Annotated in this window: 28 protein-coding genes and 1 pseudogene; 14 read left to right on the forward strand and 15 right to left on the reverse strand. The window is 72.3% G+C overall.

All coding sequences use genetic code 11. The features are described from left to right. Positions 1 to 11: 11 nt before the first annotated feature. The 6 genes and pseudogenes from B0675_RS30470 to B0675_RS30495 all read right to left on the reverse strand — a co-directional run bounded on the left by B0675_RS30470 (position 12) and on the right by B0675_RS30495 (position 6,256). A complete protein-coding gene (locus B0675_RS30470; protein ID WP_081222826.1) occupies positions 12 to 1,355 on the reverse strand; it encodes a chloride channel protein in 1,344 nt (447 codons plus the stop codon). Positions 1,356 to 1,610: 255 nt separating this feature from the next. Further along, a pseudogene (locus tag B0675_RS30475) lies at positions 1,611 to 2,671 on the reverse strand (helix-turn-helix domain-containing protein). Between the two features lie 501 nt (positions 2,672 to 3,172). Beyond that, positions 3,173 to 3,517 carry a hypothetical protein gene (locus B0675_RS30480; protein WP_081222827.1) on the reverse strand — a complete coding sequence of 115 codons (345 nt, stop codon included), beginning with the start codon at positions 3,515 to 3,517 and terminating at the stop codon, positions 3,173 to 3,175. Continuing rightward, positions 3,498 to 3,899, reverse strand: coding sequence for an ANTAR domain-containing protein (locus B0675_RS30485; protein ID WP_081222828.1), 402 nt, complete (start codon positions 3,897 to 3,899; stop codon positions 3,498 to 3,500). Before B0675_RS30485 ends, B0675_RS30480 begins: the two co-directional genes overlap by 20 nt. 35 nt (positions 3,900 to 3,934) lie before the next feature. After that, positions 3,935 to 4,720 (reverse strand): SigB/SigF/SigG family RNA polymerase sigma factor, encoded by a 786-nt coding sequence (locus B0675_RS30490; RefSeq protein ID WP_179165523.1) that lies wholly within the window; start codon positions 4,718 to 4,720, stop codon positions 3,935 to 3,937. A 345-nt stretch (positions 4,721 to 5,065) separates the two neighbouring features. Further along, complete coding sequence (locus tag B0675_RS30495; protein ID WP_081222830.1) at positions 5,066 to 6,256, reverse strand: acyl-CoA dehydrogenase family protein; 1,191 nt, start codon at positions 6,254 to 6,256, stop codon at positions 5,066 to 5,068. A gap of 250 nt (positions 6,257 to 6,506) precedes the next feature. Between B0675_RS30495 and B0675_RS30500 the strand changes: the two genes are divergently transcribed. After that, positions 6,507 to 7,091, forward strand: a complete 585-nt coding sequence (locus B0675_RS30500; RefSeq protein WP_081222831.1) for a histidine phosphatase family protein — start codon at positions 6,507 to 6,509, stop codon at positions 7,089 to 7,091. 18 nt (positions 7,092 to 7,109) lie between these two features. Here B0675_RS30500 and B0675_RS30505 read toward each other — a convergent pair whose 3' ends face one another. Both B0675_RS30505 and B0675_RS30510 read right to left on the reverse strand, forming a co-directional pair. Then, positions 7,110 to 7,484, reverse strand: a complete 375-nt coding sequence (locus B0675_RS30505) for a four-helix bundle copper-binding protein (RefSeq protein ID WP_081222832.1) — start codon at positions 7,482 to 7,484, stop codon at positions 7,110 to 7,112. Positions 7,485 to 7,535: 51 nt separating this feature from the next. Then, positions 7,536 to 7,928, reverse strand: a complete 393-nt coding sequence (locus B0675_RS30510; protein WP_081222833.1) for a nuclear transport factor 2 family protein — start codon at positions 7,926 to 7,928, stop codon at positions 7,536 to 7,538. Between the two features lie 82 nt (positions 7,929 to 8,010). Between B0675_RS30510 and B0675_RS30515 the strand changes: the two genes are divergently transcribed. The 3 genes from B0675_RS30515 (at position 8,011) to B0675_RS30525 (ending at position 10,711) form a co-directional block, all read left to right on the forward strand. Next, positions 8,011 to 8,574: a PadR family transcriptional regulator gene (locus B0675_RS30515; RefSeq protein WP_081222834.1), complete on the forward strand. Its 564-nt coding sequence runs from the start codon at positions 8,011 to 8,013 to the stop codon at positions 8,572 to 8,574. Positions 8,575 to 8,749: 175 nt separating this feature from the next. After that, positions 8,750 to 9,445, forward strand: a complete 696-nt coding sequence (locus B0675_RS30520) for a type 1 glutamine amidotransferase domain-containing protein (RefSeq protein WP_081222835.1) — start codon at positions 8,750 to 8,752, stop codon at positions 9,443 to 9,445. A gap of 108 nt (positions 9,446 to 9,553) precedes the next feature. After that, complete coding sequence (locus B0675_RS30525; RefSeq protein WP_081222836.1) at positions 9,554 to 10,711, forward strand: Gfo/Idh/MocA family oxidoreductase; 1,158 nt, start codon at positions 9,554 to 9,556, stop codon at positions 10,709 to 10,711. 58 nt (positions 10,712 to 10,769) lie between these two features. On the opposite strand, the gene iolB is transcribed toward B0675_RS30525, so the two are convergent. Together iolB and B0675_RS30535 are read right to left on the reverse strand one after the other, a co-directional pair. Continuing rightward, positions 10,770 to 11,654 carry a 5-deoxy-glucuronate isomerase gene (gene iolB / locus B0675_RS30530; RefSeq protein ID WP_081222837.1) on the reverse strand — a complete coding sequence of 295 codons (885 nt, stop codon included), beginning with the start codon at positions 11,652 to 11,654 and terminating at the stop codon, positions 10,770 to 10,772. Positions 11,655 to 11,899: 245 nt separating this feature from the next. Further along, complete coding sequence (locus tag B0675_RS30535; RefSeq protein ID WP_081222838.1) at positions 11,900 to 12,778, reverse strand: deoxyribose-phosphate aldolase; 879 nt, start codon at positions 12,776 to 12,778, stop codon at positions 11,900 to 11,902. 371 nt (positions 12,779 to 13,149) lie between these two features. Between B0675_RS30535 and B0675_RS30540 the strand changes: the two genes are divergently transcribed. Genes B0675_RS30540 through B0675_RS30550 form a run of 3 tightly spaced genes read left to right on the forward strand, consistent with a single transcriptional unit; the run spans position 13,150 to position 16,162 of the window. Then, complete coding sequence (locus B0675_RS30540) at positions 13,150 to 14,169, forward strand: sugar ABC transporter substrate-binding protein (RefSeq protein WP_081222839.1); 1,020 nt, start codon at positions 13,150 to 13,152, stop codon at positions 14,167 to 14,169. Further along, on the forward strand, positions 14,169 to 15,242 hold the full coding sequence (locus B0675_RS30545) for an ABC transporter permease (protein WP_081222840.1): 1,074 nt from the start codon (positions 14,169 to 14,171) through the stop codon (positions 15,240 to 15,242). Before B0675_RS30540 ends, B0675_RS30545 begins: the two co-directional genes overlap by 1 nt. Before the next feature lie 8 nt (positions 15,243 to 15,250). Continuing rightward, on the forward strand, positions 15,251 to 16,162 hold the full coding sequence (locus tag B0675_RS30550) for an ATP-binding cassette domain-containing protein (protein WP_081222841.1): 912 nt from the start codon (positions 15,251 to 15,253) through the stop codon (positions 16,160 to 16,162). Between the two features lie 37 nt (positions 16,163 to 16,199). Here B0675_RS30550 and B0675_RS30555 read toward each other — a convergent pair whose 3' ends face one another. Further along, the gene (locus B0675_RS30555) at positions 16,200 to 16,772 is read right to left on the reverse strand and encodes a TetR/AcrR family transcriptional regulator (protein WP_081222842.1); all 573 of its coding nucleotides are present in this window, start codon (positions 16,770 to 16,772) and stop codon (positions 16,200 to 16,202) included. A gap of 333 nt (positions 16,773 to 17,105) precedes the next feature. Between B0675_RS30555 and B0675_RS30560 the strand changes: the two genes are divergently transcribed. From B0675_RS30560 to B0675_RS30575, 4 genes are all read left to right on the forward strand, one after another. Next, a complete protein-coding gene (locus tag B0675_RS30560) occupies positions 17,106 to 18,287 on the forward strand; it encodes an acyl-CoA dehydrogenase family protein (RefSeq protein ID WP_081222843.1) in 1,182 nt (393 codons plus the stop codon). A 371-nt stretch (positions 18,288 to 18,658) separates the two neighbouring features. Further along, positions 18,659 to 19,651: a dihydroxyacetone kinase subunit DhaK gene (gene dhaK, locus B0675_RS30565; RefSeq protein ID WP_081222844.1), complete on the forward strand. Its 993-nt coding sequence runs from the start codon at positions 18,659 to 18,661 to the stop codon at positions 19,649 to 19,651. A gap of 82 nt (positions 19,652 to 19,733) precedes the next feature. After that, on the forward strand, positions 19,734 to 20,333 hold the full coding sequence (gene dhaL / locus B0675_RS30570) for a dihydroxyacetone kinase subunit DhaL (RefSeq protein ID WP_081222845.1): 600 nt from the start codon (positions 19,734 to 19,736) through the stop codon (positions 20,331 to 20,333). Then, entirely contained in the window at positions 20,326 to 20,760 is a 435-nt protein-coding gene (locus B0675_RS30575; protein WP_081222846.1) for a PTS fructose transporter subunit IIA, read from the forward strand. The genes dhaL and B0675_RS30575 overlap by 8 nt, the downstream gene beginning before the upstream one ends. Positions 20,761 to 20,854: 94 nt before the next feature. Here the strand turns inward: B0675_RS30575 and B0675_RS30580 are convergent, their stop codons facing one another. Next, positions 20,855 to 21,517, reverse strand: a complete 663-nt coding sequence (locus B0675_RS30580; RefSeq protein ID WP_081222847.1) for a TetR/AcrR family transcriptional regulator — start codon at positions 21,515 to 21,517, stop codon at positions 20,855 to 20,857. A gap of 166 nt (positions 21,518 to 21,683) precedes the next feature. On the opposite strand from B0675_RS30580, the gene B0675_RS30585 reads away from it, so the two are divergent. Then, on the forward strand, positions 21,684 to 22,448 hold the full coding sequence (locus tag B0675_RS30585) for an SDR family NAD(P)-dependent oxidoreductase (protein WP_081222848.1): 765 nt from the start codon (positions 21,684 to 21,686) through the stop codon (positions 22,446 to 22,448). 114 nt (positions 22,449 to 22,562) lie between these two features. On the opposite strand, the gene B0675_RS30590 is transcribed toward B0675_RS30585, so the two are convergent. Further along, positions 22,563 to 23,270, reverse strand: coding sequence for a glycoside hydrolase family 75 protein (locus B0675_RS30590; protein ID WP_081222849.1), 708 nt, complete (start codon positions 23,268 to 23,270; stop codon positions 22,563 to 22,565). 408 nt (positions 23,271 to 23,678) lie between these two features. On the opposite strand from B0675_RS30590, the gene B0675_RS30595 reads away from it, so the two are divergent. Then, positions 23,679 to 24,662 (forward strand): fibronectin type III domain-containing protein, encoded by a 984-nt coding sequence (locus tag B0675_RS30595; RefSeq protein ID WP_081222850.1) that lies wholly within the window; start codon positions 23,679 to 23,681, stop codon positions 24,660 to 24,662. 221 nt (positions 24,663 to 24,883) lie between these two features. Beyond that, positions 24,884 to 25,429: a hypothetical protein gene (locus B0675_RS30600; protein WP_081222851.1), complete on the forward strand. Its 546-nt coding sequence runs from the start codon at positions 24,884 to 24,886 to the stop codon at positions 25,427 to 25,429. A gap of 92 nt (positions 25,430 to 25,521) precedes the next feature. Here the strand turns inward: B0675_RS30600 and B0675_RS30605 are convergent, their stop codons facing one another. Together B0675_RS30605 and B0675_RS30610 are read right to left on the reverse strand one after the other, a co-directional pair. Beyond that, positions 25,522 to 26,064 (reverse strand): PadR family transcriptional regulator, encoded by a 543-nt coding sequence (locus B0675_RS30605; RefSeq protein WP_081222852.1) that lies wholly within the window; start codon positions 26,062 to 26,064, stop codon positions 25,522 to 25,524. Between the two features lie 167 nt (positions 26,065 to 26,231). Beyond that, positions 26,232 to 26,681, reverse strand: a complete 450-nt coding sequence (locus B0675_RS30610; protein WP_081222853.1) for a spore-associated protein — start codon at positions 26,679 to 26,681, stop codon at positions 26,232 to 26,234. Positions 26,682 to 26,699: the final 18 nt, after the last annotated feature.

A 26,699-nucleotide genomic window follows, 5' to 3' on the forward strand; every position in this document is an offset into this window, starting at 1 on the left:
CCGGCCCGCTCTCACCGGGGTCCCGCGTCCGGGACCGGTGACGGCGGGGGTGCGGGGGTGAGTCGCAGGGACAGCACGTAGGAGACCACCACCGCGACGATCACGAGCGGCATCACGGTGATGCCCTGCGTGCCGAGCAGCAGCGTGGCCAGGAGGACGGCCGTCATCGGCAGTTTCAGCATCGCGACGCACATCGCTCCGACGCCCATCGCGAAGCCGGACGTCACGTCCAGGCCGGGGAGATGGGCCATGGCCAGGCCGCCCGCGGCGCCCACGAACATGGACGGGAAGACCGGTCCGCCGCGGAAGGCGCCGAGGGAGAGGCTGTAGGCGAGCGCCTTGCAGACCACGAGGATCACCAGGGTGCCCGCCGTGTAGCCGGCCTGGTCCGCCAGCAGCGGTCCCAGCGCGCTCTGTCCGGAGTACAACACTCCGGACGCCGCCCTGCCGGTCCACTCCGCGTAGACCAGCGCCACCACGCCCACGAGTACGCCGGTCAGGACGGTGAGCGGAATCCGTCGGCGATCGACGTGGGCCTGCAGGAGGAGCGCGGGACGGCGGATCGCGGCGCCGAGCAGGGCGGCCGCCACGCCGATGGCGACCGCCCAGCCGAAGCCGGCGACGTCGGGGCGGCCGGCCGCCGGAACGTGGGCGATGACCAGGGAGTACGTCCCCAGACCTGTCCAGGACCCCAGCCCGGTGAAGATCAGTGCGCCGACCCCGGCCGCGAGCAGCCCGGGCACCAGGACGACCCCCATCATCACGCCGCCGATGCCCGCGGCCTCCATCAGGAGGAACGCGCCGAGCAAGGGGGAGCCGAGCAGGGTGCTCACCGCCGCGAAACTCCCCGCCGCGCCCAGCACGGCGATCGCGTTCGGCTGCACGTCCCGTTTCAGGGCCCGGATCGAGAGCACGGCCAGGCCACCGCCGAGCGCGATGAGCGGAGCCTCGGGTCCGAGGACCACTCCGGCGCTCAAGGACGCCACCGCGGCGAGTGCGATCGAGGGAAGTTCGGCCGCTGAAGGTGCTCCTTTGGCCACGAGGCCCTCGGCCGGTTTGTGTCCCCCCTCCCCCGGCAGGTAGCGGATGCTCAGCGCCACCAGGAGTCCGGCCAGGGCGAGCAGCGGGATCGGCCACCACGAGGGGGTCCCGTCGAACCCCAGGCCGCGCGGCAGATCGGTGTAGGTGAGCGACTGGAGCTCGGAGACGAGAGCGAGGAAGCCGAAGGCCACGGCGGAGATCGGGATGCCGAGGAGGGCCGCGATGACGAGCAGGACCGCGTACTTGCGGCTGCGGACCAGGGCGAACGGATCCGGTGGTGTCGTGGCCGGCGGTCCGACGGGAGTGGCCGACATCCTCATGGTCTCCTCAGCGTCGGAAGCCGTCCGGTCATGTCGGCCGACAGGCCTCAGGCGTTCTTACCACCGCGTCGCCGCCTGCCGACCGCGCCGGGTCCGTGGCCGCCCGGTCATTCCCCCGAATGCCGTTCCGACGGCTCTGCCCGCCCCGGGATCACCACTCCCCGGCAGCACGGACCACCTCTCGGCGCGTGCCGGTGCACAGGGGGACGCGGGTGCTCCGTGCCGGGTCGGCTCGGCCGACGGCGGGGTTCAGAGCTCCCGGGCAGGCCAGTCCAGCAGCCGCGCACCGATCACCGCGGTCTGCAGCATGTATCGGTGGGCGGGGTCGGCCGGGTTGGCGCCGGTGAGCTTGTGGATGCGTTCCAGCCGGTAGGTCAGGGCGCGCACGCTCAGCGTCAGACGGCGGGCGGCCTCCGCGGCGACGCAGCCGCACTCGAAGTACGCGGTCAGGGTGTCCAGAAGGACCTGTGCGCCGCCGCGGGCGGTCCTGAGCGGTCCGAGTGCGTCGAGCACGAGGTCGGCCATGGCCTGGCGGTCGCGGGTCAGGACCGGATAGACCAGCAGGTCCGCGGCGCGCAGGACCGGATCGTCGAGGCCGAGCCGCTCGGCCAGTTCGAGGGCGTTGAGGGCTTCCTCGTAGGACTGGACGACGCCGCCGGGGCCGGGCTGGGGGCGGCCGATGGCGACCCGACCACCGTCGGTGGCCGCGTGCGCCTGTTTGGCGAAGTGGGCGAGGACGTCGTCCTGTTGGCCGGGGGCGATGCACAGCAGCCGCCCGTTCTTGGTGGTGAGGGGATGTCGCGGTCGCCGAACCGGCCGATGAGCGCGCGTTCGACCTGCCGCGGCACCGCATCGCCCTCGTCGTAGGCGGCCGCACCTTCGGCGACGGCGACGGCGTGCGCGTGTGAGAGGCGCAGCCCGAAGCGCACGGCACGTTCCGCGAGGCGGCCCAGGTCGCTGCGTCCGTAGAGGAGATCGTCGATGAACTCGCGGCGGGCCGCCTCCTCCTGGCGTACGGCCTGGCGCTGGGCGCGTTCGTAGCCCTCGGCGAAGGCGTCTATCACCTGCTGCACCGCTCCGAGCGCGATGTCGGCGGAGCCGCCGTTCGTCCGGGGCCAGGCGGTACGAGCGGCGGTCAGGTGTTCGCTGATGAGGCTGCGGAGCCCGTGGCCGGCGTCCGCGGCCTGCTCCCCCAGTGCGCGCCGGGACTCGATCTCGTCGCGGGTGAGACGTCGCCCGGTGACGGAGACGTCGGCCAGGATCTCGGCATAGCCGTGCAGATGGTGCACGGTGTTTCCCCGCTCGGTCATGTCGTCCCCCGCATCTTGACGCGGCGATGACGGATTCTTGGCGCCTCACCGGCATGGAGACCTTAATGAACGCTGCCGGGAAGCGGCAATGCGCGCAGTCGCTTCCGCCGTGCACCCTGACGTGCGGGGAGCACTGCGAAGGGTTCCGGTGCCGGACACCGGCAGATGGTGTCCGGCACCGGACCCGGAGGAAGCGGTGCGCCGCCGGACCGCGCGGCGGGCGGCGCTCTGCTCGGTCCGCCCGGCGACACCCGCCCGGTGGATCACTCGGTCGGCCGAGCCTGCCCGTGGCACGGACGGGCAGGCGCACCAGCACCTACCCGTGTGTCCATCCTCCGGGCGACGGTGACGGCAGGGGTGGGTGCCGCGGTCAACCCCGAGACGGTTGCGGTGCCCACCTTCTGATCCCTTTTCAGCCGGGCCGGACGCGCCGGGTGCCTTCGGGGCCCCTCTACGGTCTGCGCCCGGCCGACGCCTCGACAGGCTCCGTGGCGGTGCCGGTCAGGCCGCGGTGGCGCAGGCCGTGGCGATGGCGGTATCGGCGCGGGCGTGGACAACCAGGCCACCACCAACAGCCGTGGCCCGGCCCTGCAAGGCCCGACGGGCGGGAGCGCTGGGTGTCGCCACCGATATCAAGGTCCGCAGGTGCCTGCACCGACGCTGCGCTTCCGCGATGGCTTCGATCACCGTGCCGGTCACGGTATGGCCCAGGACGATGACCGCGGGGGCGGGAGCGTGCACGTGGATCAGGTCGCTGATCAGGGCCGCCAGATCCTCGGTCCGGGGACCGGAGCAGTCCCCCACGGTGAGGACCAGCACACCGCTCTCAAGGGCGTGAGACAGCATGGTCCCCTCCGTCCCGAACCGACCGGTCACCCGGGTGTCCCGGCACCGGCTCCGCCCTCGGCGGGCCGGCACGGTGTTGGTCGCGGATGGCCTCTTCCAGGGCGATCCGAAGTCCCAGGTTCAGGTCGCCGGTGGGGGCCCAGACCGTGAGCAGTTCGGCAAGACGGTCCTGTGCGATGCCCGTGCGCCGGGAAACCCCGGAGAGGACACTCGCGGCCTGTCCCGCGTCGAGCCGTCCCAAGGCCATCACCACGCCCGTCGCCCGCTCGACCACGGCCTGCTGTGTCCCCTGTCGCAGCGGCCGTCCCGGCTGCGGGGTCTGCTCGTTCGCCGGGCGGCCCGTGGGCTGCTCGCCGTGACCGAGGGTCAGTACCTGGCTCATCTGCGCCGGTCTCCCTGGCTGCCCGTTTTCCCGCGTCACTGGGCCAGGGCTCCTTTGCGGACGCGGGCGCAGCTGCGGGAGATGAGGCGGGAGACGTGCATCTGGGAGATGCCGAGCTTCTCGCCGATGCGGCTTTGCGTCATGTCCTCGAAGAAGCGCATGTAGAGGACGGCCCGCTCCCGCTCGGGAAGCCGGCGCAGTTCCTTGGCCGCCGCCTCACGGTCGACGATGGTGTCGAAGGAGGAGTCGGAGCTGCCCAGGGTGTCGCCGAGGCTGTAGCCGTCGTCGCCGGCCCCTGTCTCGGCGTCCAGTGAGAGGGCACTGAAGCTCTCCATGGCCTCCAGCCCGTCGTGGACCTCTTCTTCCGTCAGGCGGGTGTGAGCGGCGATCTCGGCGGAGGTCGGCTCGGCGGCGCCGGGCCGCTGGCTCAGCTCCCGGCGTGCGACCCGTACGCGGTTGCGCAGGTCCTGGACGCGGCGCGGGACACGTACGGCCCACATCCGGTCCCGGAAGTGACGTTTCACCTCGCCGGTGATCGTCGGGATCGCATAGCTCTCGAAGGCACCCCGGACCGGATCGAAACGGTCGACGGCCTTCACGAGACCCAGCGCGGCGACCTGACGCAGGTCCTCGATGGCTTCCCCGCGGTCACGGAACCGGCCGGCAAGTCGGTGTGCCATGGGCAGCCAGAGACGCACCAGTTCGTCGCGCACCGTGTCCCGCTCCGGCCCGTCGTCCAGCTCCGACAGCCGGGCGAAGAGCGCGTCGGTCTCGGGCGAGTCGTCGTAACCGCGGTCGGCGGAAACGGGTTCGGCGGTCAGGGGTACGGAGACGGCATCGGTGTGCGGGTGGTCGGCGGTGCTTTCGGTCGGCACGCGGGATCCCTCCTGAACAGCATGTCCGGGCGATCCGCAGGATCAAGGAGCGCAGGCCCGGACGAGAGTGATGGGCCACCGCACGGAGGGGTTGCGCGGACCCGCGAAGGACATCGCGGCCGCGGGTCTCCTCCGCTCGGCACGCGCCTCCGGTCCGAAGCACACAACCCCGCCTGCCCCGTGTCCTTCCCCGCAAACAACCACGTCCGGCCGGAAGGCCGCGGCGTGGGCCCGCCGGACACCGGACTCTCCATCAGCACCCGGTACCGTCCGAGGGCGCCGGCCGATCCGCTAGCGCCGCACCCGGGGCATCCCCAGTCCGATCCAGGCGATGATCTCCCGCTGGATCTCGTTGTTCCCGCCGCCGAAGGTGAAGATCACCGCGGACCGGTAGCCGCGTTCGAGTTCGCCGTGCAGGACGGCTCCGGCCGAGCCCTCCTTGAGGACGCCGGGCACGGCGACGATCTCCATGAGCGCGGCGTAGGCGTCCCGGCGGGCCTCCGAGCCGTAGACCTTGACGGCTGAGGCGTCCTGCGGGGTGAGGGTGCCGTGCTGGACGGCGTTCACCATCTGCCAGTTCATGAGCTTCATGGCGTCGAGGCGCGTGTGCGTGCGGGCGAGGCCGCGGCGCACCCAGGGGAGGTCGACGACGCGGCGACCGTCGCCGAGCTTGGTCTCCATGGCCCAGCGCTGGACGTCGTGCAGGGCACGGATGGCCATGGTGCCGTGCGCGGCGAGGGTGACGCGCTCGTGGTTGAGCTGGTTGGTGATCAGCCGCCAGCCCTGGTTCTCCCGGCCGACCCGGCGCGTGGCGGGGACGCGGATGTTCTCGTAGTAGCTCGCGGTGGTGTCGTGCGAGGCGAGCGTGTTGATGAGCGTGCAGGAGTAGCCGGGGTCGGAGGTCGGGACGAGGAGCATGGTGATGCCCTTGTGGGGCGGGGCGGCGGGGTCGGTGCGCACGGCGAGCCACACCCAGTCGGCGGTGTCTCCGTTGGTGGTCCAGATCTTCTGTCCGTCGACGGTGTAGTGGCCGGTCTCCTCGTCGCCCTCCCGGACGGCCTTTGTCCTGAGCGCGGCGAGGTCGGTTCCGGCGTCGGGTTCGCTGTAGCCGATCGCGAAGTCGAGTTCGCCGGAGAGGATGCGCGGCAGGAAGTAGGCCTTCTGCTCGTCGGTGCCGAACTGCATGATCGTGGGTCCGACGGTGTTCAGGGCCATCAGCGGGAGCGGTACGCCCGCCTGGGCCGCCTCGTCGAAGAAGATGAACTGCTCCATCGGGCTCAGTCCGCGCCCGCCGTACTCCTCGGGCCAGCCGACGCCCAGCCAGCCGTCCGTGCCGAGCCGCCGGACGGTCTCGCGGTAGAAGCGTTTCTGGGCGCTCGGATCGCCGTAGCGCGCGTAGGCGTTGTCCGGCACCAGTTCGGCGAAGTAGTCCCGCAGTTCGGTCCGCAACCGCTGCTGCTCCGGCGTGTATTCGAGATGCACGGTGCCTCCTTGCCTTCCCGGGCCCGACCTGACGGCGCACACGGTAGAACGTGTTCCACAAATGGGGAATGGTGATGACGCGGGCACCTGGCCCCGGGGGCGAGGGGGAGCGCGCGGCGGGTTCGGAGCGGCGGGCCTTAGGGTGGCGCGACCGGATGCGGCGGGCCCGTCGGCCGGCCGGGGGGACGATTCCCGTACAGGACAGGGCTCTTGCGTCCGCAGAGGGCCGAGGACGCGTGAGAGTGGTGGCATGACGAGCCGAGTGACGCTGATCTCAGCGGCGATCAGTGAGGCGCTGCGCGAGGCCCGCTTCGACGACGGGAGTCCGGTGGACGCCTCGGGCCTGCGGGCCGCGGGAGCGGTGGCCGACGCGGGTGCCGTGCCCGCCGGGGACCGGCTGTGGGCCTCCCCCAGCGTGCGCTGCCGGCAGACCGCGGAGGCGCTCGGTCTCGACGACGCCGTCGACGTGCCGGAGCTGGCCGGGCTGGAGGTGGGCCGCTGGCGCGGGGCGACTCTGGGCGAGGTGAGCGCGGCGGAGCCGGAGGCGGTGGCACGCTGGCTCGCGGACCCGGTGTCGGCGCCGCACGGCGGGGAGTCGGTGCGGGCGTTCTGCGACCGGGTGGGCGGGTGCCTGGAGCGGGCCGCCGAGCAGGACGGCAGGATCGTCGCGGTGGTGGAGCCGGAGGTCGTACGGGCCCTGTTGGTACGGGCGTTAGGGGCGCCGGAGGCCGCGTTCTGGCGGGTGGACGTGGCGCCGCTCTCCGCCACGGAGTTCAGCGGACGGGCCGGCCGCTGGAACGTGCGGGCGGGACGTCCACTGGAGGAGCGGGCCTGAGTCGGCGCGGCCGCGCGGTCAGCTCAGGGTGGCGAGGAAGTCCGCGCAGGCCTGCGCGCACTCGCGGCAGGTCTTGGCCGAGCCCTCCGCGCCGGGGAAGCCGTCGAAAACCTCCGCGCACTCCAGGCAGACGTCACGGCACCACTCCAACTGGGCCCGGACGTCCCGCTCGTCCTGTGCGACCTGCCGGGACAGCATGTGGCAGGTCGTCTCGCAGACCTCCGCGGCCAGCACGCCCTTGCGCCGCACCAGGGCCTGCTCCTCGGGCCCGTCCGGATTCATGAGGCTCGCGCGCAGCGCGCAGGCCCGGGCGCACTGGCTGCAGGCCTGGGCGCAGACGAAGCGGTCCTCCAGGAAGCGGAAGAGCTCCTGCTGGGATGTAGTGGAAGTCACAACTACCGTGTAGCCGCCGGGAGTCGGTTCAAACGGAGCCGGAGGGACGCCTCACGCGCCGGCCGCCTCCCGTGAGATCTGCTCGAACTCCGCCCCCATCGCCGCGGAGAGCGCCTGAGCCGCCGACAACGGCCGGACCATGACCATGAATTCGTCGATCCGGCCGTCCTCGTCGAAGTGCAGGAAGTCGCAGCCGTTGATCTCCTTGTCGCCCACCTTGGCGGTGAAGACGAGCGCGTGGTCACGGCCGTCGGCCCCGGCGATCTCCCGGATGTAGCGGAAGTCGCTGAAGACCCGCCAGACGCCTCGGAGGATGGCCGCGGTGATCGGCTTGCCCGGGTAGGGCTTGAAGGCGACGGGGCTGGTGAACACGACGTCGTCGGCCAGCAGCTCCTCGACAGCGGCGAGGTCCCCGGCCTCCACGGCCTTGCGGAACGCGTTCATCACGTCTCCCTCTCATACTCAACTAATTGATTAGGTGCGCATAAGATTAGTCGTGCCGGTGTATGCCGTCTAGCCTTGGGGGATGGCATTGCGACACGCGGTACTGGCCGCGCTCCTGGAGGGCGATGCGTCGGGGTACGACCTGGCCAAGGGATTCGACGCCTCGGTGGCCAACTTCTGGATGGCGACCCCGCAGCAGCTGTACCGCGAGCTGGACCGCATGGAATCGGACGGGCTCATCGAGGCCCGGCTGGTGCGCCAGGAACGCCGGCCCAACAAGCGGGTGTTCTCCCTGACCGCGACGGGCCTGGACACGCTGGCCGGCTTCACCGCGGCGCCCGCGCGGCCCACCGCCCTGCGCGACGAGCTGATGGTCAAGGTGTACGCACTCGACGAGGGGGACGCCGACGCCGTACGGACGGCGATCGCCGAGCGGCTGGAGGGGGCGCGGGCCAAGCTGGCGCACTACGACCGGATCGGCGACCGCCTGCTCGACGGGCGGACCGAGGAGGCGTATCTGGCCACCGCCGAACGCGTCGGCCCGTACCTCACTCTCCTGGGGGGACGCGCCTTCGAGCAGGCGAACATCGCCTGGGCGGAACAGGCGCTGCTGGTCCTGGAACACCGCACGCCCGTGCCGCGATAGGCCGGCCGTCCGCGGCGGGACACGCGGTACGGCCGGGTGCACCCCGGTTGGTCACCCGCGTCCGGCCCGCCTACGGTCGAGGAGGCATCCGCCCCCGACGATCCGTGTACGGAGCACCTGGACGGGTAGCCGGAACCCCGGCCCGACAGGGTCCGCATACCCGGAAGGACGCACCATGTCGAAGATCCTTTTTGTGATGACCGGCGCCGATCACTGGACGCTCGCCGACGGCACCCGGCACCCCACCGGCTTCTGGGCCGAGGAGGCCGCGGCTCCGTACGAGGCCTTCAGGGCCGCCGGTCACGACGTCGTCGTCGCCACGCCGGGCGGGGTCGAGCCGACGATGGACCAGGGCAGCCTGGCACCCGAGTTCAACGGCGGCCAGGAGGGCTCCGACCGGGTCGCGCGCACCGTCGCGTCCATGAGCGAACTCAAGCACCCGGTCAAGCTGTCCGCCGTGGATCTCGACGACTACGCCGCCGTGTTCTACCCGGGCGGCCACGGTCCGATGGAGGACCTGTCGGTCGACGCCGCATCGGGCGGGCTGCTCACCGCGGCGCTGGAATCGGGCAAGCCGCTCGGTGTCGTGTGCCACGGTCCGGCGGCCCTGCTGGCGGCGACCCGGGACGACGGCTCCAACGCGTTCGCGGGCTACCGGGTCACGGCGTTCACCAACGCCGAGGAGACACAGGCGGGTTTCGCGGACAAGGCCGCGTGGCTGCTCCAGGACCGGCTCGTCGAGGCCGGAGTCGACTTCCAGGAGGGCGAGGCGTGGGCCCCGAAGGTCGTCGTCGACAGGAATCTCGTGACCGGCCAGAACCCCGCCTCCGCCGCCCCGCTCGCCACGGAGCTGCTGAAGAAGCTGGCCTGAGCGCATGACGGCCGGCCGGTCGTGGAAGACCCTCGGCGACCGCTGACGCACCCTGGACGGCGCGGCCGTGCGCCACGGGTGCCGAACCGGCCCGAGGAAGGGACAGGCGTGATGCGTACGCTCGGTGTCGCCGTCGTGGGGTTCGGCTGGATGGGCCGGGTGCACACCCGGGCCTACGCGCGCGTGCCGCACCATTTCCCCGATCTCGCCCTGCGGCCCACGCTGGTGGCCGTGGCCGACGAGGTGCCCGGCCGGGCCGAGGAGGCGGCGGAGCGCCACGGCTTCGCCACCGTCGCCCGCGACTGGCGCGAGCTCCTCGCCGACCCCCGGGTCGAGGCCGTGAGCGTGACCGCGCCGAACTTCCTGCACCGCGAGATCGGCACGGCGGTGGCGCAGGCCGGCCGACACCTCTGGATCGAGAAGCCGGTGGGACGGGACGCCGACGACGCCCGGGCGGTCGCCGACGCGGTGGCGGCGGCCGGGGTCCGGGGCGCGGTCGGCTTCAACTACCGCTGCGCGCCCGCCGTGGTGGCGGCCCGTGAGCTGATCGCCTCCGGCGAGCTCGGCGACGTCACGCACGCGCGCGTGCGGCTCCTCAGCGACTACGCGGCGCATCCGGAGTCGGCGCTCACCTGGCGCTTCGAACGGGAGCGGGGCGGCAACGGGGTTCTCGGCGACCTGGCGTCGCACGGTGTCGACCTGGCCCGTTTCCTGCTCGGCGAGATCGAGGCACTGGTGGCGGACACCGCGGTGTTCGTGCCGCGGCGGCCCCGTCCCGCCGGGGCCACCGCGGGCCACACCCGCGCGGCGGGCGGTGACCTCGGGCCGGTGGAGAACGAGGACTACGTCAACTGCCTGCTGCGTTTCGCCTCCGGGGCACGCGGTGTCCTGGAGGCGTGCCGGGTCTCGGTGGGCGAGCAGAACAGCTACGGCTTCGAGGTGCACGGCACGAAGGGCGCGGTGTTCTGGGACTTCCGCCGCATGGGCGAACTGGGGGTCGCCCGCGGAACCGGCTACCAGGACCGGCCGGTCGGCACCGTGTACGTCGGTCCTGGTGCCGGGGAGTACGGCGCCTTCCAGCCGGGCGCGGCGAACAGCATGGGCTACGACGACCTCAAGGTCATCGAGGCGTACACCTTCCTGCGGTCCATCGCGGACGGCGTGTCCCACGGCGCGACGCCGGACGACGCCGTCCGCAGCGCGACGGCGCTCGACGCGATGGCACGGTCCGCGGCGTCGGGCGGCTGGGTCGCGGTCGGCGGGTGAAGGATCGCGGGCAGTCGGAACGCCTGGGCCGTCGTCAGCCGGCGCGTGGCCGTGCTCATCACGACTTTTCGGGGGCGGTGTAGAGGGGCAGGCGGGGGTCGACGGGCTGTTCGGGCCAGGTCGCGCGGATCCAGGCGTGGTCGGGGTGGTCGCGGATCAGCCAGGCACGCTCGGGATCGGGGCCCGCCATGACGTTCAGGTAGTACATGTGGTGGCCCGGCACGGCCATCGACGGGCCGTGCCAGCCGTCCGGGATGAGCACGACGTCGCCGTCGCGCACCTCGGCGAGGACGTCGGTCCCGATGCCGTGGCCGGAGGGCGAGACCCGCTGGTAGCCGAGGCCGGGGACGCCCTCGTGCGGGGCGAACTCGAAGTAGTAGATCTCCTCCAGCTCGGACTCCTCGCCGGGCCGGTGCTCGTCGTGCTTGTGCGGCGGGAAGGAGGACCAGTTGCCGCCCGGTGTGATCACCTCGACGGCGATGAGCCGGTCGCAGTCGAGGACCCCCGCCGCGCCGAAGTTGTTGACCTGCCGCGAGCAACTGCCGGTGCCGCGCAGCTCGACCGGGACGGAGGACGCGGGAACGTGGCGGGCGGGCAGCCGGCGGTCGCAGCGGGCGCCGGTGAGCGCGAACCGGCCGCCGTCACGGGAGGTGACCACGACCTCGGCGTCGCGCGGAACGTACGCGAAGTCGGTCACGCCCTTGAACACACCGGTCCGCCCGGTCAGCGGGAAGGTCCCGTCGTCCACGACGACGGTGCAGCCGCCCGCGAGCGGCAGGACGATCCACTCGCTGTCGCCGGTGGCGAACGTGTGCCGGCCGCCGGGCGGCAGCTCCAGCACCCGCAGTGACGAGTGGGCCCAGCCGGCCGAAGCGGGCGAGACGTCGACGGTGTGGACGCCGGTGCCGGTCGTCCCGGCGGGCAGATGGTGTGCGGTGGTCATCGGTGGCTCCTGTACGGGTGTGCGCGCCGGGGCAGGGGACGGGTGTGCTGCGGCTCGGTCGTGTCGCGGTGGACGGTGGCTCCCTCCCGGAACGGGGGCGTTCACGAGGCTCCGCGGGCGGGGCGGATCCGGGTGGGTGCGGCGCCCGGGATACCCGTACCCGCTTTCACGCGAAGGGCGTACGGGCGTACGGGCGTGAACGGCGTACGGACGTACGGGCGTGCGGAGCAGGGCGACCGGGGCGTTCAGAGCAGGCCGACCGCGGTGTCGACCGCCGTCTCCACGTCGCCCTCGGCCGGGTAGAGCAGCGAGCGGCCGACGACCATGCCCTGGACGGTGGGGAGCCGCAACGCCTTGCGCCATCTCTCGTAGGCCCCCTCCTGGTCCCGGCCGACCTCGCCGCCGAGCAGGACGGCGGGCAGGGTGGAGGTCTCGAGGACCTGGGCCATGGCGTCGGGGTCGCGGGTGACCGGCAGTTTGAGCCAGGTGTACGCGGAGGTGCCGCCGAGCCCCGACGCGATGGCGATGGAGCGGGTCACGGCCTCCGCGCCGAGGTCGTTGCGGAATCCTCCCGGCTCCCGGCGGGATATGAACGGCTCGACGAACAGCGGCAGTCGGCGCGACGCCATGGCGTCGACGGCACCGGCGGCGGTGCCCAGGGTCCGCAGTGAGCCGGCGTCGTCGTAGTCGATACGCAGCAGGAGCTTGCCGGCGTCGAAGCGGAGCCGCTCGATGTCCTCGGGGCGGTGGCCGGTGAAGCGGTCGTCCATCTCGAAGGAGGCCCCGGCGAGTCCGCCCCGGTTCAGGGAACCCATCGCGACCCTCTCCTCCAGGACGCCGAGCAGCAGCAGGTCCTCCAGGATGTCGGCGGTCGCGAGCACGCCGTCGACGCCGGGCCGGGACAGCGCGACGCAGAGCCGTTCGAGGAGGTCGGCGCGGTTGGCCATGGCGAGCCGGCGGTCTCCGACGCCGAGGGCGCCGCGTGCCGGGTGGTCGGCGGCCACGATCATCAGGCGCCCGGTGGGTCCGACGAGGGGGCGGCGGGTCCGGCGGGCGGCCGCTTCGGCGATGGCCTCGGGGTGGCGGGCGCGCACCGTGACGAGGTCGGGGATGGTGATGCTCACGTCGGGCTCCGTTCGGGGTGGGCGTCGGTCAGCCCGTTCGCACACCCCTCGGCAGCGGTCCCGGGGCAGGGCCGGCCCGGGTCGTCGCGACGCCCCCGATGTGGGATGCGGGCAACGGGGCGCCCGGTGGATCCAGGTCTAGGACCCGTGGCTCCCCCTGTCAAGACTTTGTACGGACATTCGGACCTGCTTCTGAAATGATGTCTTAACAAAGTCTTGACAGCCGGGTGCTCCAGGGGCTTGTATCCCGTCCCAACGAACCGCCGCTCCACCGGCTCACGCCCGGACCTCGCCGTCCGGGTCCCGTACGGGCCCCGCTCCCGGCGCCGCCCCGTTCCCTTTCCCCGGCCGCACAGTGAGGTGCTGGAAAGATGGATCGCACGCCCCACCCCCGTTCACGGAGAATCGCCCCCCTCGTGGCCCTGGCCGCCGCGTCCGCCCTGCTGGCCGCCGGCTGCTCCAGCGGTTCGGGGGGCAAGAAGGCCGAGGAGAGCGCGGACGGTGCCGCGGCCGGCAAGGCCGACACCCCGGGAATGACCGTGGCCCTGATCACCCATCAGGGTCCAGGGGACACGTTCTGGGACATCGTCCGCAAGGGGGCGGAGGCCGCCGCCGCCAAGGACAACATCAAGCTCGTCTACTCCGCCGACCCGAACGCCGGCAGCCAGGCGAACCTCGTCCAGAACGCGATCGACCAGAAGGTCGACGGCATCGCCATCACCCTCGCCAAGCCGGACGCCATGAAGTCCGTGGTGGGCAAGGCGACATCGGCCGGCATACCGGTCGTGGGACTCAACTCCGGTGTCAGCGACTGGAAGAAGCTCGGGCTGATGGAGTTCTTCGGCCAGGACGAGACCGTCGCGGGCGAGGCCCTCGGCAAGCGGCTGAACTCCGAGGGCGCCAAGAAGGCCGTCTGCGTGGTCCACGAGCAAGGCAACGTCGGGCTCACCCAGCGCTGCGACGGCATGAAGAAGACGTTCGACGGGAAGACCGAGACGCTCTACGTCAACGGCACCGACATGCCGTCCGTGAAGTCCACCATCACGGCCAAACTCAAGCAGGACACGGCGATCGACTACGTCGTCACGCTCGGCGCCCCCTTCGCCCTGACCGCCGTGCAGTCGGCCGGTGACGCCGGCAGCAAGGCGAAGATCGCCACCTTCGACCTCAACAAGGAACTCACCGGCGCCATCAGCAAGGGCACCATCCAGTTCGCCGTCGACCAGCAGCCCTACCTGCAGGGCTACTTGGCGGTGGACTCGCTGTGGCTCTACAAGAACAACGGCAACTACAGCGGCGGCGGAGAGCAGCCGACCCTGACCGGTCCGGCCTTCGTGGACAAGAACAACGCCGACTCCGTGGCCCGGTTCGCCACGAAGGGCACCAGGTGATGAGCGCCCGCCAGGCCGAACCGGTGGTGAGCGCCCGGCCGGATCCCGGCCCCCCGCGGACCGCGACGCGAGGAGCACCACGTCCCCTCACCCTGCGGCTGCTCGCCCGACCCGAGGTCGGGGTCTTCCTCGGCGCGGCGGCCGTGTTCGTCTTCTTCCTGATCGCGGCACCGCCGGTGCGCTCGGGCGCCTCGATGGCGACCGTGCTCTACCAGTCGTCGACGATCGGCATCATGGCCCTGCCCGTCGCCCTGCTGATGATCGGCGGCGAGTTCGACCTGTCGTCCGGCGTCGCGGTGATCACCTCGGCGCTGACCGCGAGCATGCTCAGCTACCAACTCACCATGAACATATGGGTGGGTGTGATCGTCGCGCTCGTCGCCTCGCTCGCGATCGGGGCGTTCAACGGCTGGATGATGGTCCGCACCGGGCTGCCCAGCTTCCTCGTCACGCTCGGCACGTTCCTCATCCTCCAAGGCGTGAACCTCGCCGTCACCAAGCTGGTCACCGGCAACGTCGCGACCGACGACATCAGCACCATGGACGGCTTCGGCCAGGCCAGGAGGATCTTCGCCTCGTCCTTCGACGTCGGCGGCGTGCAGGTGAAGATCACCGTCGTCTGGTGGCTGGTCTTCGCCGCGCTGGCCACCTGGGTACTGCTGCGCACCAAGTACGGCAACTGGGTCTTCGCGGTCGGCGGCGACCAGGACAGTGCCCGCGCGGTCGGCGTCCCGGTGACCTTCACCAAGATCACACTCTTCATGACCGTCGGTTTCGGCGCCTGGTTCGTCGGCATGCACCAGCTGTTCTCCTTCAACACCGTGCAGTCCGGCGAGGGCGTCGGCCAGGAGCTGATCTACATCGCCGCCGCCGTGATCGGCGGGTGCCTGCTGACCGGCGGCTACGGCTCGGCGATCGGACCGGTCTTCGGCGCCTTCATGTTCGGCATGGTGAACCAGGGCATCGTGTACGCCGGTTGGAACCCCGACTGGTTCAAGGCATTCCTCGGCGTGATGCTGCTCGGCGCCACGCTCGTCAATCTGCTGGTCCGCCGCACGGCGACCCGGAGGTGAAGCGACCCATGACAGCCGACGGACCAGAGGCACCGGGCACGGTCCTCCCGGAGACCCCGCAGAAGGACGGCGCCGGCGCGATCGTCGAACTGCGCGGAGCCGGCAAGTCGTACGGCAACATCCGTGCCCTGCACGGGGTTTCCCTGACCGTCCACCCCGGCCGGGTGACCTGCGTCCTCGGTGACAACGGCGCGGGCAAGTCCACCCTCATCAAGATCGTCTCCGGACTGCACCGGCACACGGAGGGCGAGTTCCTCGTGGACGGCACGGCGGTGCGGTTCGGCACCCCGCGCGAGGCGCTCGCCAAAGGCATCGCGACCGTCTACCAGGACCTGGCGACGGTTCCGTTGATGCCGGTGTGGCGGAACTTCTTCCTCGGCTCCGAACTGACGAGGGGCCCGTGGCCCGTGCGGCGTCTCGACATCGCGCGGATGAAGCGGACCGCGGACGAGGAGCTGCGCACCATGGGGATCGACCTCGACGATCTCGACCAGCCGATCGGCACGCTCTCCGGCGGCCAGCGCCAGTCCGTGGCGATCGCGCGGGCGGTCCACTTCGGCGCACGCGTCCTCATCCTCGACGAGCCGACGGCCGCGCTCGGGGTCAAGCAGTCCGGTGTCGTCCTGAAGTACATCGCGGCGGCCCGGGAGCGGGGCCTCGGCGTCATCTTCATCACCCACAACCCGCACCACGCCTACATGGTCGGCGACCATTTCAGCGTCCTGCGCCTCGGCACCCTCGAACTCAGCGCGCCCCGCAGCGAGGTGAGCCTGGAGGACCTCACCCACCACATGGCGGGAGGCACCGAACTCGCCGCCCTCAAGCACGAGTTGGCACAAGTGCGCGGGGTCGACGTGGCGGGGCTGCCGGAGGCCGACGACCTGCGTACGCCGTCCGCCGCGGCGGACGAACCCGCCTGAGGCACGGACGCCCCCGTCCCCGGGCAGGGGGCGTCCGTCAGGGGGAGACGGCGTGGACGATCAGGGACGCCAGCTCGGCGTAGGCCTCGGCGTCGTTCAGCCCCGTGCGCGCGGCCACCTCGCCGCGCTGGATCTCCTGCATGGTCGCGGCGACGACCTCGCCGACGAAGGCGGCGTGGACGTCGCGGAAGGCTCCGGCGGTGACGCCGTCCGCGATCAGCTGCCGGATCCTGGCCGCGGCGAGGCGCGTGTTGGCCTCGTACACCTCGCGCGCCGGCTCGAATCCGGCCATGTCGTCGAGGAACTGCCGGGACAGCGGCCGCAGCTGCTGCGCGACCGCGCTGAGGTACACCACCACTCGCTCGGAGGGCGCCGAGGTGTCGGCCACCTGCTTCTCGACGGACTGTGCGGCCTCGCGGAAGTAGTGCTTCACCGCCTCGCGCACCAACTCCTGCTTACTGCCCGCCAGTTGGTACAGCGTGGTCTTCGAGCAGCGCAGCCGCTCGGTCAGCTCGTCGAGCGTGAAGGCCGCGAACCCCTCCGCCACCAGCAGCGCGACGAGCCGTTCCAACAGGTCGGTCTGGCGCGCGGTGCGGCGAGGGGACGGCATGATCTCAGCCTAACCGCTCCTCCCCGAAGGCAACCCTCGCCCCCGAGCGGGGACGGCCGGGCACGGCGAGCGCCGACCCGGCGGACCCGGCGGACCCGGCGGACCCGGCGGACCCGGCGGACCCGGCGGACCCGGCGGGGAGCCTCCGCGGTCGCGGTGGCGACGGGATCACGGCGGGCCACACCCGTCCGCACCGGCCCTCGACGACCGGAATCCGTCTCCCGACACGCACGCGCGGTCACCCATGGCCGAGCGGTACCAAAAACGATACTCTTGTATCGCCTGGAGTATCAAAATCCCGCAGTGCGGGACCGCACCCCCCGAGGACGTCCCATGCCCGCGACCCGCACGCTCCCCTCACCGGAAGCCGTCGACCTGATCGCCCTGACGCGCGAGCTCGCCGAGAAGGAGCTGGCCCCGCGTGTCGCCGAGGCGGAGGCCGAGGCGCGCTTCCCCCGTGACGTCTTCCGCACGCTCGGACGGGCCGGGCTGCTGAGCCTGCCGTACCCCGAGGAGCACGGTGGCGGCGACCAGCCGTACGAGGTCTACCTCCAGGTACTGGAGGAGATCGCCGCCGTGTGGGCGAGCGTCGCCGTCGGCATCTCGGTGCACGCGCTGTCCTGCTACGCGCTGGCCGCGTTCGGCACCGAGGAGCAGAAGAAGGAGTGGCTGCCCGACATGCTCGGCGGCGAGCTGCTCGGTGCCTACTGCCTGTCCGAGGCGCACGCCGGCTCCGACCCGGGCGCGATGCGCACGCGCGCCGTACGGGACGGCGACGACTACGTGCTGAACGGCGCCAAGGCGTGGACGACCCACGGCGGCCACGCGGACTTCTACACGGTCATGGCGCGTACGTCGGACTCCGGCTCGCACGCCATCTCGTGCTTCCTCGTCCCCGCCGACACACCGGGCGTGGTGGCCGATCCGCCGGAGCAGAAGATGGGCCTGACCGGGTCCGCGACCGCCACGGTCCGCTTCGAGAACGCCCGGGTCCCCGCGAACCGCCGGCTCGGCGAGGAGGGCGAGGGCCTGCGGATCGCCTTCGCCGGGCTCGACTGCGGGCGGCTCGGCATCGCCGCGGTGGCCACGGGCCTCTCCCAGGGCGCGCTGGACCACGCCCTGCGCTACTCGCGGGAGCGGGAGACCTTCGGCCGGCCGATCATCGAGCACCAGGGCCTCGCCTTCGTCCTCGCCGACATGGCCGCGGCGGTCCAGGCCTCCCGGGCCACCACGCTGGCGGCCGCCCGACTCAAGGACGAGGGCCTGCCCTTCCAGTCCGAGGCCTCGATCGCCAAGCTCATCGCGACGGACAACGCCATGAAGGTCACCACCGACGCGGTCCAGGTGCTGGGCGGCGCGGGCTACACCCGCGACTTCCCGGTCGAGCGCTACATGCGCGAGGCCAAGGTGATGCAGATCTTCGAGGGCACCAACCAGATCCAGCGCCTGATCATCGGCCGCGGCCTGAAGGAGAGCGAGCGCGGCACCCTCCAGGTGCGCAACGCGACGAAGTAGGGACCGGTCCGGCCGTCCGGCCCGCGCGCCGGACACTCCTCACGCACCGGACGCGAAGAGGGGGCACCGGAAGCGTGCCGGACCGGTGCCGGTGTGCGCCGCGTGCACCGTGTGCACCGAAGGACGTCCGCGCACGTGACCATCGCCGCCCGAGCGCCGATACTTCCGAGGGTGAGCTCCTCGCACCGCCGATCCGCTCGCCGGCCGGGACGACCGGCCGGTCGGGCGCGTTCGCGGCGGGCGGGGCCGGTCGCCTCCGGCCCGCGTCGGCCCGAGCGGGGCCGCGCCGCGGCCGCCGACCGACGGACCCGCCCCAAACGTGGGCATTATGGGAGAAGGAGCCCAGCGACTCTTCTCACCAGGAGGTTCCCATGAAGATGCTCATCAACGTGGCGGAGACGGTGGTCGCGGACGCGCTGCGGGGCATGGCGGCCGCCCATCCCGAGCTGACGGTGGACGTAGACAACCGCGTGATCGTCCGCCGGGACGCCCCGGTCGCGGGAAAGGTGGGCCTCGTCTCCGGCGGCGGTTCCGGGCACGAGCCGCTGCACGGGGGATTCGTGGGACCCGGCATGCTGTCCGCGGCCTGTCCCGGCGAGGTCTTCACCTCACCGGTGCCGGACCAGATGCTGCGGGCCGCGGCGGCCGTGAACAGCGGCGCCGGAGTGCTCTTCATCGTGAAGAACTACACCGGTGACGTCCTGAACTTCGACATGGCGGCCGAGCTGGCCGAGGACGAGGGCATCCAGATCGCCAAGGTGCTCGTCAACGACGACGTGGCGGTCACCGACAGCCTGTACACGGCCGGCCGTCGCGGCACGGGCGCCACCCTGTTCGTCGAGAAGATCGCGGGTGCCGCCGCCGAGGAGGGCGCCCCTCTCGATCGGGTCCAGGCGCTGGCCACGCAGGTCAACGAGAACTCGCGCAGTTTCGGCGTCGCCCTCGCCGCCTGCACGACCCCGGCCAAGGGCAGCCCGACCTTCGACCTGCCGGCCGGGGAGCTGGAGCTCGGCGTCGGTATCCACGGCGAGCCGGGACGGGAACGGCGCGCGATGATGACCTCGCGGGAGATCGCCGACTTCTCCGTGCAGGCGATCCTGGAGGACCTCTCGCCGAGCAACCCGGTCCTGGTCCTGGTGAACGGCATGGGCGCCACTCCCCTGCTGGAGCTGTACGGCTTCAACGCCGAGGTGCAGCGCGTCCTGACGGAACGCGGCGTCGCGGTGGCCCGCACGCTGGTCGGCAACTACGTGACCTCGCTGGACATGGCCGGTGCCTCGGTGACGCTGTGCCAGGTCGACGAGGAGCTGCTGCGCCTGTGGGACGCGCCGGTGAAGACGCCGGGCCTGCGCTGGGGCGTGTGAACGCGGTCAACACGCATTCGGCCGCCACCGGAGGTCAACCGGCCGACTCCAGGTCATTTTCCGTACCACGCAAGGAGATTCCGTGCTCGACGCCGATTTCTTCCGCCGTTGGATGACGGCGACCGCCGCGTCCGTGGACCGCGAGGCAGAGCGGCTCACCGACCTGGACTCGCCGATCGGTGACGCCGACCACGGCAGCAACCTGCAGCGCGGGTTCGTCGCCGTGGAGGCCACGCTGGAGAAGGAGGCCCCGGACACCCCCGGCGGAGTGCTCACGCTGGCCGGCAGGCAGCTGATCTCGACGGTCGGCGGCGCGTCCGGGCCCCTGTACGGAACGCTGCTGCGCCGGACCGGCAAGGCCCTGGGCGACGCCGGCGAGGTCAGCGAGGAACAGCTCGCGGACGCGTTGCGCGCGGGCGTCGACGCGGTCATGGCGCTGGGCGGAGCCGCGCCCGGCGACAAGACCATGATCGACGCCCTCGTTCCCGCGGTCGACGCGCTGGGCGAGTCGTTCGGGGCGGCGAAGACGGCGGCCGAGGAGGGCGCGACGGCGACGACACCGCTCCAGGCCCGCAAGGGCCGCGCGAGCTACCTCGGCGAGCGCAGCATCGGCCATCAGGACCCGGGCGCGACGTCCGCGTCGCTCCTGATCGGAGCACTCGTGGAGGCGGCCGGTGAGTGACACCACGAACACCTCCGGGACCGCGGGATCGCTCGTGGGCATCGTGCTGGTCTCGCACAGTGCCGCCGTCGCGTCGTCCGTCGCCGAACTGGCGACGGGCCTGGCCGGTGGCGGCACGACCGCTCCCGTCGCCGCGGCGGGCGGCACGACGGACGGCGGTCTCGGCACCAGTTCGGAACTGATCGCCGCGGCGGCCGCCTCCGTGGACGGGGGCGCCGGCGTGGCCGTACTCATGGACCTGGGCAGCGCCGTGCTGACGGTCAAGGCGCTGCTCGCCGAAGGCGACGAACTCCCCGACAACACCCGCCTGGTGGACGCCCCGTTCGTCGAGGGCGCGGTGGCGGCTGTGGTCACGGCGTCGGCGGGCGGCGACCTCGCCGCGGTGGAGGCGGCGGCCGCGGAGGCGTACAGCTACCGCAAGGAGTGAGGACGGACGCCCCGGAGAGTGCGAGGCGTCCCGGCAGCCGCGACGGAGCCCGCCGTCGCGACTGCCGGCGTGTCCGGCGAGCCGGCAGCCCGGGTCAGGAGATCCCTCGCGCCACCACGCCGAGGGCCGACCGGACGGTCGCGGTCACCTCGGAGTGCGTGCTCTCGGGGCCGGACCCGTCGGCGTCGTTGCGCCAGGCGTCGTGTTCCACCGCCGCACGCAGCGCCGCGTTGAGCATGGCCGCCTGGATCTCGGAGCGGAGGTCCACGGCGGTGAGCCCGGCCCGGTCGGCGAGGGCGCGGGCGAATGCCGGTTCGGCGTCGTCGTGGGCCTGGAGCCAGACGGCCCGCAGTCCGGGTTCGGTGCGGGTCAGCCGCAGCAGCGCGCGGACCCTCGGCAGCTGCGGAAGCGGCATCAGGCCCTCGCCGCTCGTGGCGCGTTCCAGCGCGTCCTCCAGCGGGCCGCCCTCGGGCCAGGCCCGCAGGGCCGCGGCGATCGCGTCGATCCCGGCGGCGAACAGCGGGCTGACGCAGCTCTCCTTGCTCGGGAAGTAACGCCACAGGGTCCGCGACGAGACACCGACGGCCTGGGCGATCTGCTCCCCGGTGGTGGCGGTGACGCCCTGGTCGACGAAGAGTTCCACCGCCGCGCGGGCGATCTCCTGGCGGAAAGCGGCCCTGCGCTCGTCGGTGAGTGGTGGCCTGCCGGTGCGGCCGCGCCCCCGTCCCGTGTGGTCGCCGTTCGAACCGTCCGACACCGCTGACTCCTCGGATCCGCGTCCGCCGCCCGGGGCCGGGAGCGGGGCCCGAGTCTAGCGATCTCCCCACCGCCTCCGAGAGTTTCTGTCATTCAGCGACATTAAGTCGTACTGTTGCCGCGCGGCACCTCCGCCGCGCCCTCGTACGCACCTCAGGGAGAACGTCATGACCACCACGGGACCGGACGGCCGCAGCGTCATCGTCACGGGCGCGGGCTCGGGCATCGGCCGTGCCGCCGCGCTCGCGTTCGCGGCCCGGGGGGCGCGTGTGGTCGTGGCCGATCTGAACCCCGAGGGTGCCGCGGCCGTCGTGGCGGAGATCGAGGCGGCGGGCGGCACCGCCGTGCCGGTCACGGGCGACCTGAGCGAACAGGCCGTCGTCGACCGCGTGACGGCCACGGCGGTGGAGCGGTTCGGGGGCGTCGACGTGCTGGTCAACAACGCCGGGATCATGGATCGCATGTCGGCGGTGGCCGAGGTGAGCGACGCGGAGTGGGAGCGGGTGATCCGGGTGAACCTGACGGCTCCCTTCCTGCTGGCCCGCTCCGTGCTGCCGCACATGCTGGCCGCCGGCCGGGGTGCCATCGTGAACACCGCCTCCGAGGCGAGCCTGCGCGGCAGCGCCGCAGGAGCCGCTTACACCGCCTCGAAGCACGGCGTCGTGGGGCTCACCAAGTCGCTGGCCGTGATGTACCGGGACCAGGGCATCCGCACCAACGCGGTCGCCCCGGGCGGCACCAGGACCGCGATCACCGTGGACGTCGAGGCGGGCGCCCACGGGCCGGCCGCCCTCGCCCCGTACATGGGCAACATGGGCAGGGCCGCCGAGGCCGAGGAGCAGGCGGCCGCGATCGTGTTCCTGGCCTCGGACGCCGCGAGCAACATCAACGGCGTGATCCTGCCCGTGGACAACGGCTGGGCCGCCGTCTGACGGCCCGTCCACCCCGGACACCGCCCACCGACCGACACACCCGTCGCCGCGAGGAGTGACATCGCGAGGACCAACACCGCTCGCCGGAGAGCCGGTTGGGATGCGCCGGTGGGCTCAGCCGCCGCTCACGAACGTCCGGGCCAGCCGCTCCCCCGCCGTCACCGCCGCGGCGTGGTCCTCGATGGGTGAGACCCGTGAGTTCTTGAAGACGATGTAGGTGACACCGGACGGAGTGCCGCCCCCGCGCGGGTCGGGGCGGATCCCGAGGGCCTTGGCCGTGGCGTACGAGGCCTCACCGATGATGTCGCTCGGACCGGTGTCGCCGACGACGGCGTACTGGACGCGGTCGCGGTAGATCACGGCGGCGGCCGAGCCCGCTCCGATGCCGTGGTCCCGGTGGTTCCAGATGGCGCTGGCCGCCGGGACGACGATGTAGGGGAGGGTCTCGGCGCTCAGGTAGCGGCCGTCGGACTGCTGGAAGGCCGTGCTGTCGGAGAAGAGCGGGTCGGTGCGGTCGTTGCACAGGCGGCCCGGCCTGCCGTCGCAGTCGATGTCCATGTCGGCCTTCCAGAAGACGGCGCTCCCGGTGCCGCAGACCGGGATCTCGGCAGGGGTGCCGTCGTCGGTGCGGTAGCGCCCCCTGGAGACGGCGGCGCAGTCGCGCGTCTTCGCCAGCAGGTCGGCGGCCCCGACGGCGCCCTCCCGGACCGCGGGGGCCCGGCTGCCGGAGGGGCCGGCCGCGGGGGCCGAGGGCAGCGCCGCCGGGGCGGAGGCGAGCAGGGCGGCGGCGGCCGCGGCCAGCGTCAGCGACTGGACACGCACGATGGGAGACCCTCTCCTGGGGGACACGGAGTCACCTGCCCCAATGTGGTGGGCCTCTGACGGTGCGTCCACCGGAGGGGGGCCGGACGATGCACGCGCACCCTCGGATCCGAGGCGGCGGATCAGGGGCGTGGCGGCACGTTCTCCGCGGGCGCCGCACGGTCGAGGGCCCGAGCCGCAGAGGGCTCCGGCCACTCGACCGCACGCGCCGGCGCGGGATCAGCGACGACAGCGGGTCCGCGCCGCGGGCAGGAACTCCCCTGATACCGGGGCGAGTTCAGGCCGCGTCAAGGATCAGCATACGTACCTCCGCCCCGCTCCGGCCATCGACCCGTCACCCCTCTTGATGTGGCCGCGTCAGCCGTGTCTTATAGGTACAGACCAATCCCGTCGAGGGAAGGCGACCCCGTGCGAGACGTTCCCCCCACCGTCCTGCGCGTGCTGGTGTGCGGCGCGCTGTTCGTACTCTCCTCCTGCGGATGGGGCGCGCCGTCGGCGGAGCAGGGCGAGCGGCTGCCCGCGGCGCCGCTCGGCGTGACCGCCGCGGCGGGCAGCGCGACCAGCGTCCACGTCATGTGGAACCTCGCCGCCGAGGACCCGCCCGTCACCCACTACGCGGTGTACCGCGGCAACACCGTGGTCGACGAGGTCCCCGGCTCGGAGCACATGGTGGACGTCACCCGGCTCGAACCGTCCACCGCCTACGTCTTCACGGTCCGGGCACGGAACGCCGCGGGGGCGCTCGGGCCGGCGAGCAAACGGGTGCGGGCCACCACCCCGGCCGCGGTCGCGGCCGACCGCACACCGCCCACCCGCCCCGGCGGCCCGCACGGCAAGGCGGTCGGCAGCCGGGCGGTCCAGCTGTCGTGGACGCGGTCGACGGACAAGGGCGGCGTGGCCTCGTACGACGTCTACCAGGGCACGTCGAAGATCCACAGCGTCGGCGGCGCGCAGACGGCGACCGTGGTCACGGGACTGCGGCCCGGCACGGCCTACGCCTTCACCGTGCGCGCCCGCGACGCGGCGGACAACACCTCGCCGGCGAGCGACACCGTCCGGCTCACCACCGCGCCGGGTTCCGACGACGGCCGGGGCACGGCGCCGAGCGCCTTCCGCGCGACGACCCACCGGGCGGACGGGGCGTACTACATCGATCTGGCCTGGATCGCGCCCGAGGTGGACGGGGTGATCAGCGAGTACCAGATCCATCTCGACGGGCACGCCGCGACCTCGCTCGTCTGGGGTGGCAACCCGCCCCACGGCACCGCCACCCACAGCTTCTACGTCGGCCGGGAGGCCGGTGTGGCCCACCGGGTCCGCCTCAGGGCGAAGCTGCCCGACGGCACCTGGGGCGGCTTCTCGGCGGAGCGCTCCGTGACGACCGGGAGCTGAGACCCGCGCACCGCCCCGGCGGGTGCGGTACGTCGCCGGGCGGCCGGGGCGGAAACACCCTCCGCGGTCCGCCGGACGATGGAATCCGTCACCTGCCCGGTCCCCGCCCGCGTGCGGACCGGGCCCGGGGCGCTTTTGCTCTCCCTGAGGCAGCACGGGCCTTCCGATCCTCGGCGGCGCATGGGAAGTACCGCCAACCGTGCCGCTGGAGGGCAGTTCCTATGCGTACCACTCAGACACTTCTCCGTTCGGGCCTGACCGTGGCCGCCGCCGCTGCGCTTCCGCTCACCCTGGCCGCCCCCGCGGCCGTCGCATGGGGTTCCGGGATCTCGGTGAGCACCAGCGGTACCTCGGTCTCGGTCACCACCAGCGCCTGTCCGAGCAACGGCAGCAGCTTCGGCAACGCGTCGCTGCTCTCCAGCGGACAGGCCAACTTCGCGCAGGGGCGGCAGATGCCGCTCACCGGCACCAGCAGCAGTCAGTCCGCGTCCTGGACGGGCGTGGGCGCCGGCACGTACACGGTCATCGTGGTGTGCGGGGACGGCTCGACGGCGGGCACCCAGTCCATCATCGTCTCGGCCCCCTCGACCCCCACGATCTCGGCGACCGCCTCGGCCTCGCCGTCACGCGGCGTCATGGGCGGTCTCGGCGGTGCCGTGAAGGACTACGGCACGGTCACCGTCGCCGGAGGCGCGGCCCTGGTCGTGACCGGCACGGTGGCGGCGGCCTGGTTCCTGCGCCGCCGCTCCAAGCCCCACCGCCTCTGACCGGACTCCGAGGTCCGCGGCACCGGGCGACCGCCCCGCCGGCTCACGTCGCCGGCGGTCGTCCGGGCCCGCCGTCGTCCGGACGGCGGGCCTCAGGCTCCGTCCAGCTCGGCGAACTCCTCGATCGCGTGGGTCAGCCACTGGGTCCAGAAGGTCTCCAGGTCGATGCCCGCGCGCAGGACGAGGTGACGCAGCCGGTCCTCGGGAGTGTCCTTTCCCGGCGGGAAGTCCCGCTCCTGGATCTCCTCGTACTCGGCCAACTGGGTCCGGTGCAGGGCGAGATGGCGGCGCAGGTCCGCCTCGACGCCCTCGGTGCCGACGACGGCCGCGGCGCGCAGCCGCAGCAGCATGGTGTCGCGCAGCGGTTTGGGGTCCTGCGAGGCGGCCGTCCACCGGGCGAGTTCGGCGCGGCCCGCGGGCAGGACCTCGTAGCTCTTCTTCTGGCCCCGGGCCGGCTGTTCCGAGGGCAGTTCCCTGATGTAGCCCTCCGCCTCCAGCTTTCCCAGCTCGCGATAGATCTGCTGGTGCGTCGCCGACCAGAAGTAGCCGATCGACCTGTCGAACCGCCGGGTCAGCCCGAGGCCCGACGAGGGCTTCTCGAGCAGGGCGGTGAGGATCGCGTGCGGGAGTGACATGGGGTCATCCTAGGGAGCGCCCGGGACACCGCCCGACGGCCGGCCGCGCGCCGCGGCACACCGCGCAAGGGACTCGCCCCGGAGGAACTCGGTGAGTCCGCCGGGGCGAGTCCGCGCGTCCCCGCGCGGCCACCGGGATGTACGCGGTGGCCGCCCGAAGCCGTGGGTCAGCGCGTGAAGGTGACGCGCTGCTCCTTGAAGGCGCCGCAGTTGGAGCCGGAGATCTGCGTGTACACGTTCTTGATCTGGCCACCCCAGTCGACGCAGTGACCCTTGCCGTACACGTACGTCGGTCCGGCGTACGACGTGAACTGCCCGTAGTCGTCGTCGCCCACGCCCGTGTCGGAGACGTAGATCCACGCGGACATGTCCACGGCGGTGCCGGGGCTGTTGCGGATGGTCGTGACGCAGTTCTTGCCGTTGGACGCGTTGTACGTCAGGTAGACGGTGCCCTGGGACCCGATGGCGGCCGAGTTCACCGTCTTGTACGCGCTGCCACAGACCTTCTGCGGTGTGGTGTTGGGCGCGGCCGAGGCGGGCGCCGCCAGCGCGGTCGAGGCCCCCATCAGCAGCGCGGCCGAGGCACCGGCCACCAGGACGGAACGGTTGAATCGCATATTTCCCCCTTGTGATCT

The organism is Streptomyces sp. M41(2017), from assembly GCF_002078175.1.
Taxonomy (GTDB): domain Bacteria; phylum Actinomycetota; class Actinomycetes; order Streptomycetales; family Streptomycetaceae; genus Streptomyces.

What these genes read in the sequence shown, in the direction of transcription:
- B0675_RS30470 (WP_081222826.1), bottom strand. Translation starts at nt 1,355, where the DNA reads ATGTCGGCCACTCCCGTCGGACCGCCGGCCACGACACCACCGGATCCG.
- B0675_RS30480 (WP_081222827.1), bottom strand. Translation starts at nt 3,517, where the DNA reads ATGCTGTCTCACGCCCTTGAGAGCGGTGTGCTGGTCCTCACCGTGGGG.
- B0675_RS30485 (WP_081222828.1), bottom strand. Translation starts at nt 3,899, where the DNA reads ATGAGCCAGGTACTGACCCTCGGTCACGGCGAGCAGCCCACGGGCCGC.
- B0675_RS30500 (WP_081222831.1), top strand. Translation starts at nt 6,507, where the DNA reads ATGACGAGCCGAGTGACGCTGATCTCAGCGGCGATCAGTGAGGCGCTG.
- B0675_RS30510 (WP_081222833.1), bottom strand. Translation starts at nt 7,928, where the DNA reads ATGAACGCGTTCCGCAAGGCCGTGGAGGCCGGGGACCTCGCCGCTGTC.
- B0675_RS30515 (WP_081222834.1), top strand. Translation starts at nt 8,011, where the DNA reads ATGGCATTGCGACACGCGGTACTGGCCGCGCTCCTGGAGGGCGATGCG.
- B0675_RS30520 (WP_081222835.1), top strand. Translation starts at nt 8,750, where the DNA reads ATGTCGAAGATCCTTTTTGTGATGACCGGCGCCGATCACTGGACGCTC.
- iolB (WP_081222837.1), bottom strand. Translation starts at nt 11,654, where the DNA reads ATGACCACCGCACACCATCTGCCCGCCGGGACGACCGGCACCGGCGTC.
- B0675_RS30540 (WP_081222839.1), top strand. Translation starts at nt 13,150, where the DNA reads ATGGATCGCACGCCCCACCCCCGTTCACGGAGAATCGCCCCCCTCGTG.
- B0675_RS30545 (WP_081222840.1), top strand. Translation starts at nt 14,169, where the DNA reads ATGAGCGCCCGCCAGGCCGAACCGGTGGTGAGCGCCCGGCCGGATCCC.
- B0675_RS30550 (WP_081222841.1), top strand. Translation starts at nt 15,251, where the DNA reads ATGACAGCCGACGGACCAGAGGCACCGGGCACGGTCCTCCCGGAGACC.
- B0675_RS30555 (WP_081222842.1), bottom strand. Translation starts at nt 16,772, where the DNA reads ATGCCGTCCCCTCGCCGCACCGCGCGCCAGACCGACCTGTTGGAACGG.
- B0675_RS30560 (WP_081222843.1), top strand. Translation starts at nt 17,106, where the DNA reads ATGCCCGCGACCCGCACGCTCCCCTCACCGGAAGCCGTCGACCTGATC.
- dhaK (WP_081222844.1), top strand. Translation starts at nt 18,659, where the DNA reads ATGAAGATGCTCATCAACGTGGCGGAGACGGTGGTCGCGGACGCGCTG.
- B0675_RS30585 (WP_081222848.1), top strand. Translation starts at nt 21,684, where the DNA reads ATGACCACCACGGGACCGGACGGCCGCAGCGTCATCGTCACGGGCGCG.
- B0675_RS30600 (WP_081222851.1), top strand. Translation starts at nt 24,884, where the DNA reads ATGCGTACCACTCAGACACTTCTCCGTTCGGGCCTGACCGTGGCCGCC.
- B0675_RS30605 (WP_081222852.1), bottom strand. Translation starts at nt 26,064, where the DNA reads ATGTCACTCCCGCACGCGATCCTCACCGCCCTGCTCGAGAAGCCCTCG.
- B0675_RS30610 (WP_081222853.1), bottom strand. Translation starts at nt 26,681, where the DNA reads ATGCGATTCAACCGTTCCGTCCTGGTGGCCGGTGCCTCGGCCGCGCTG.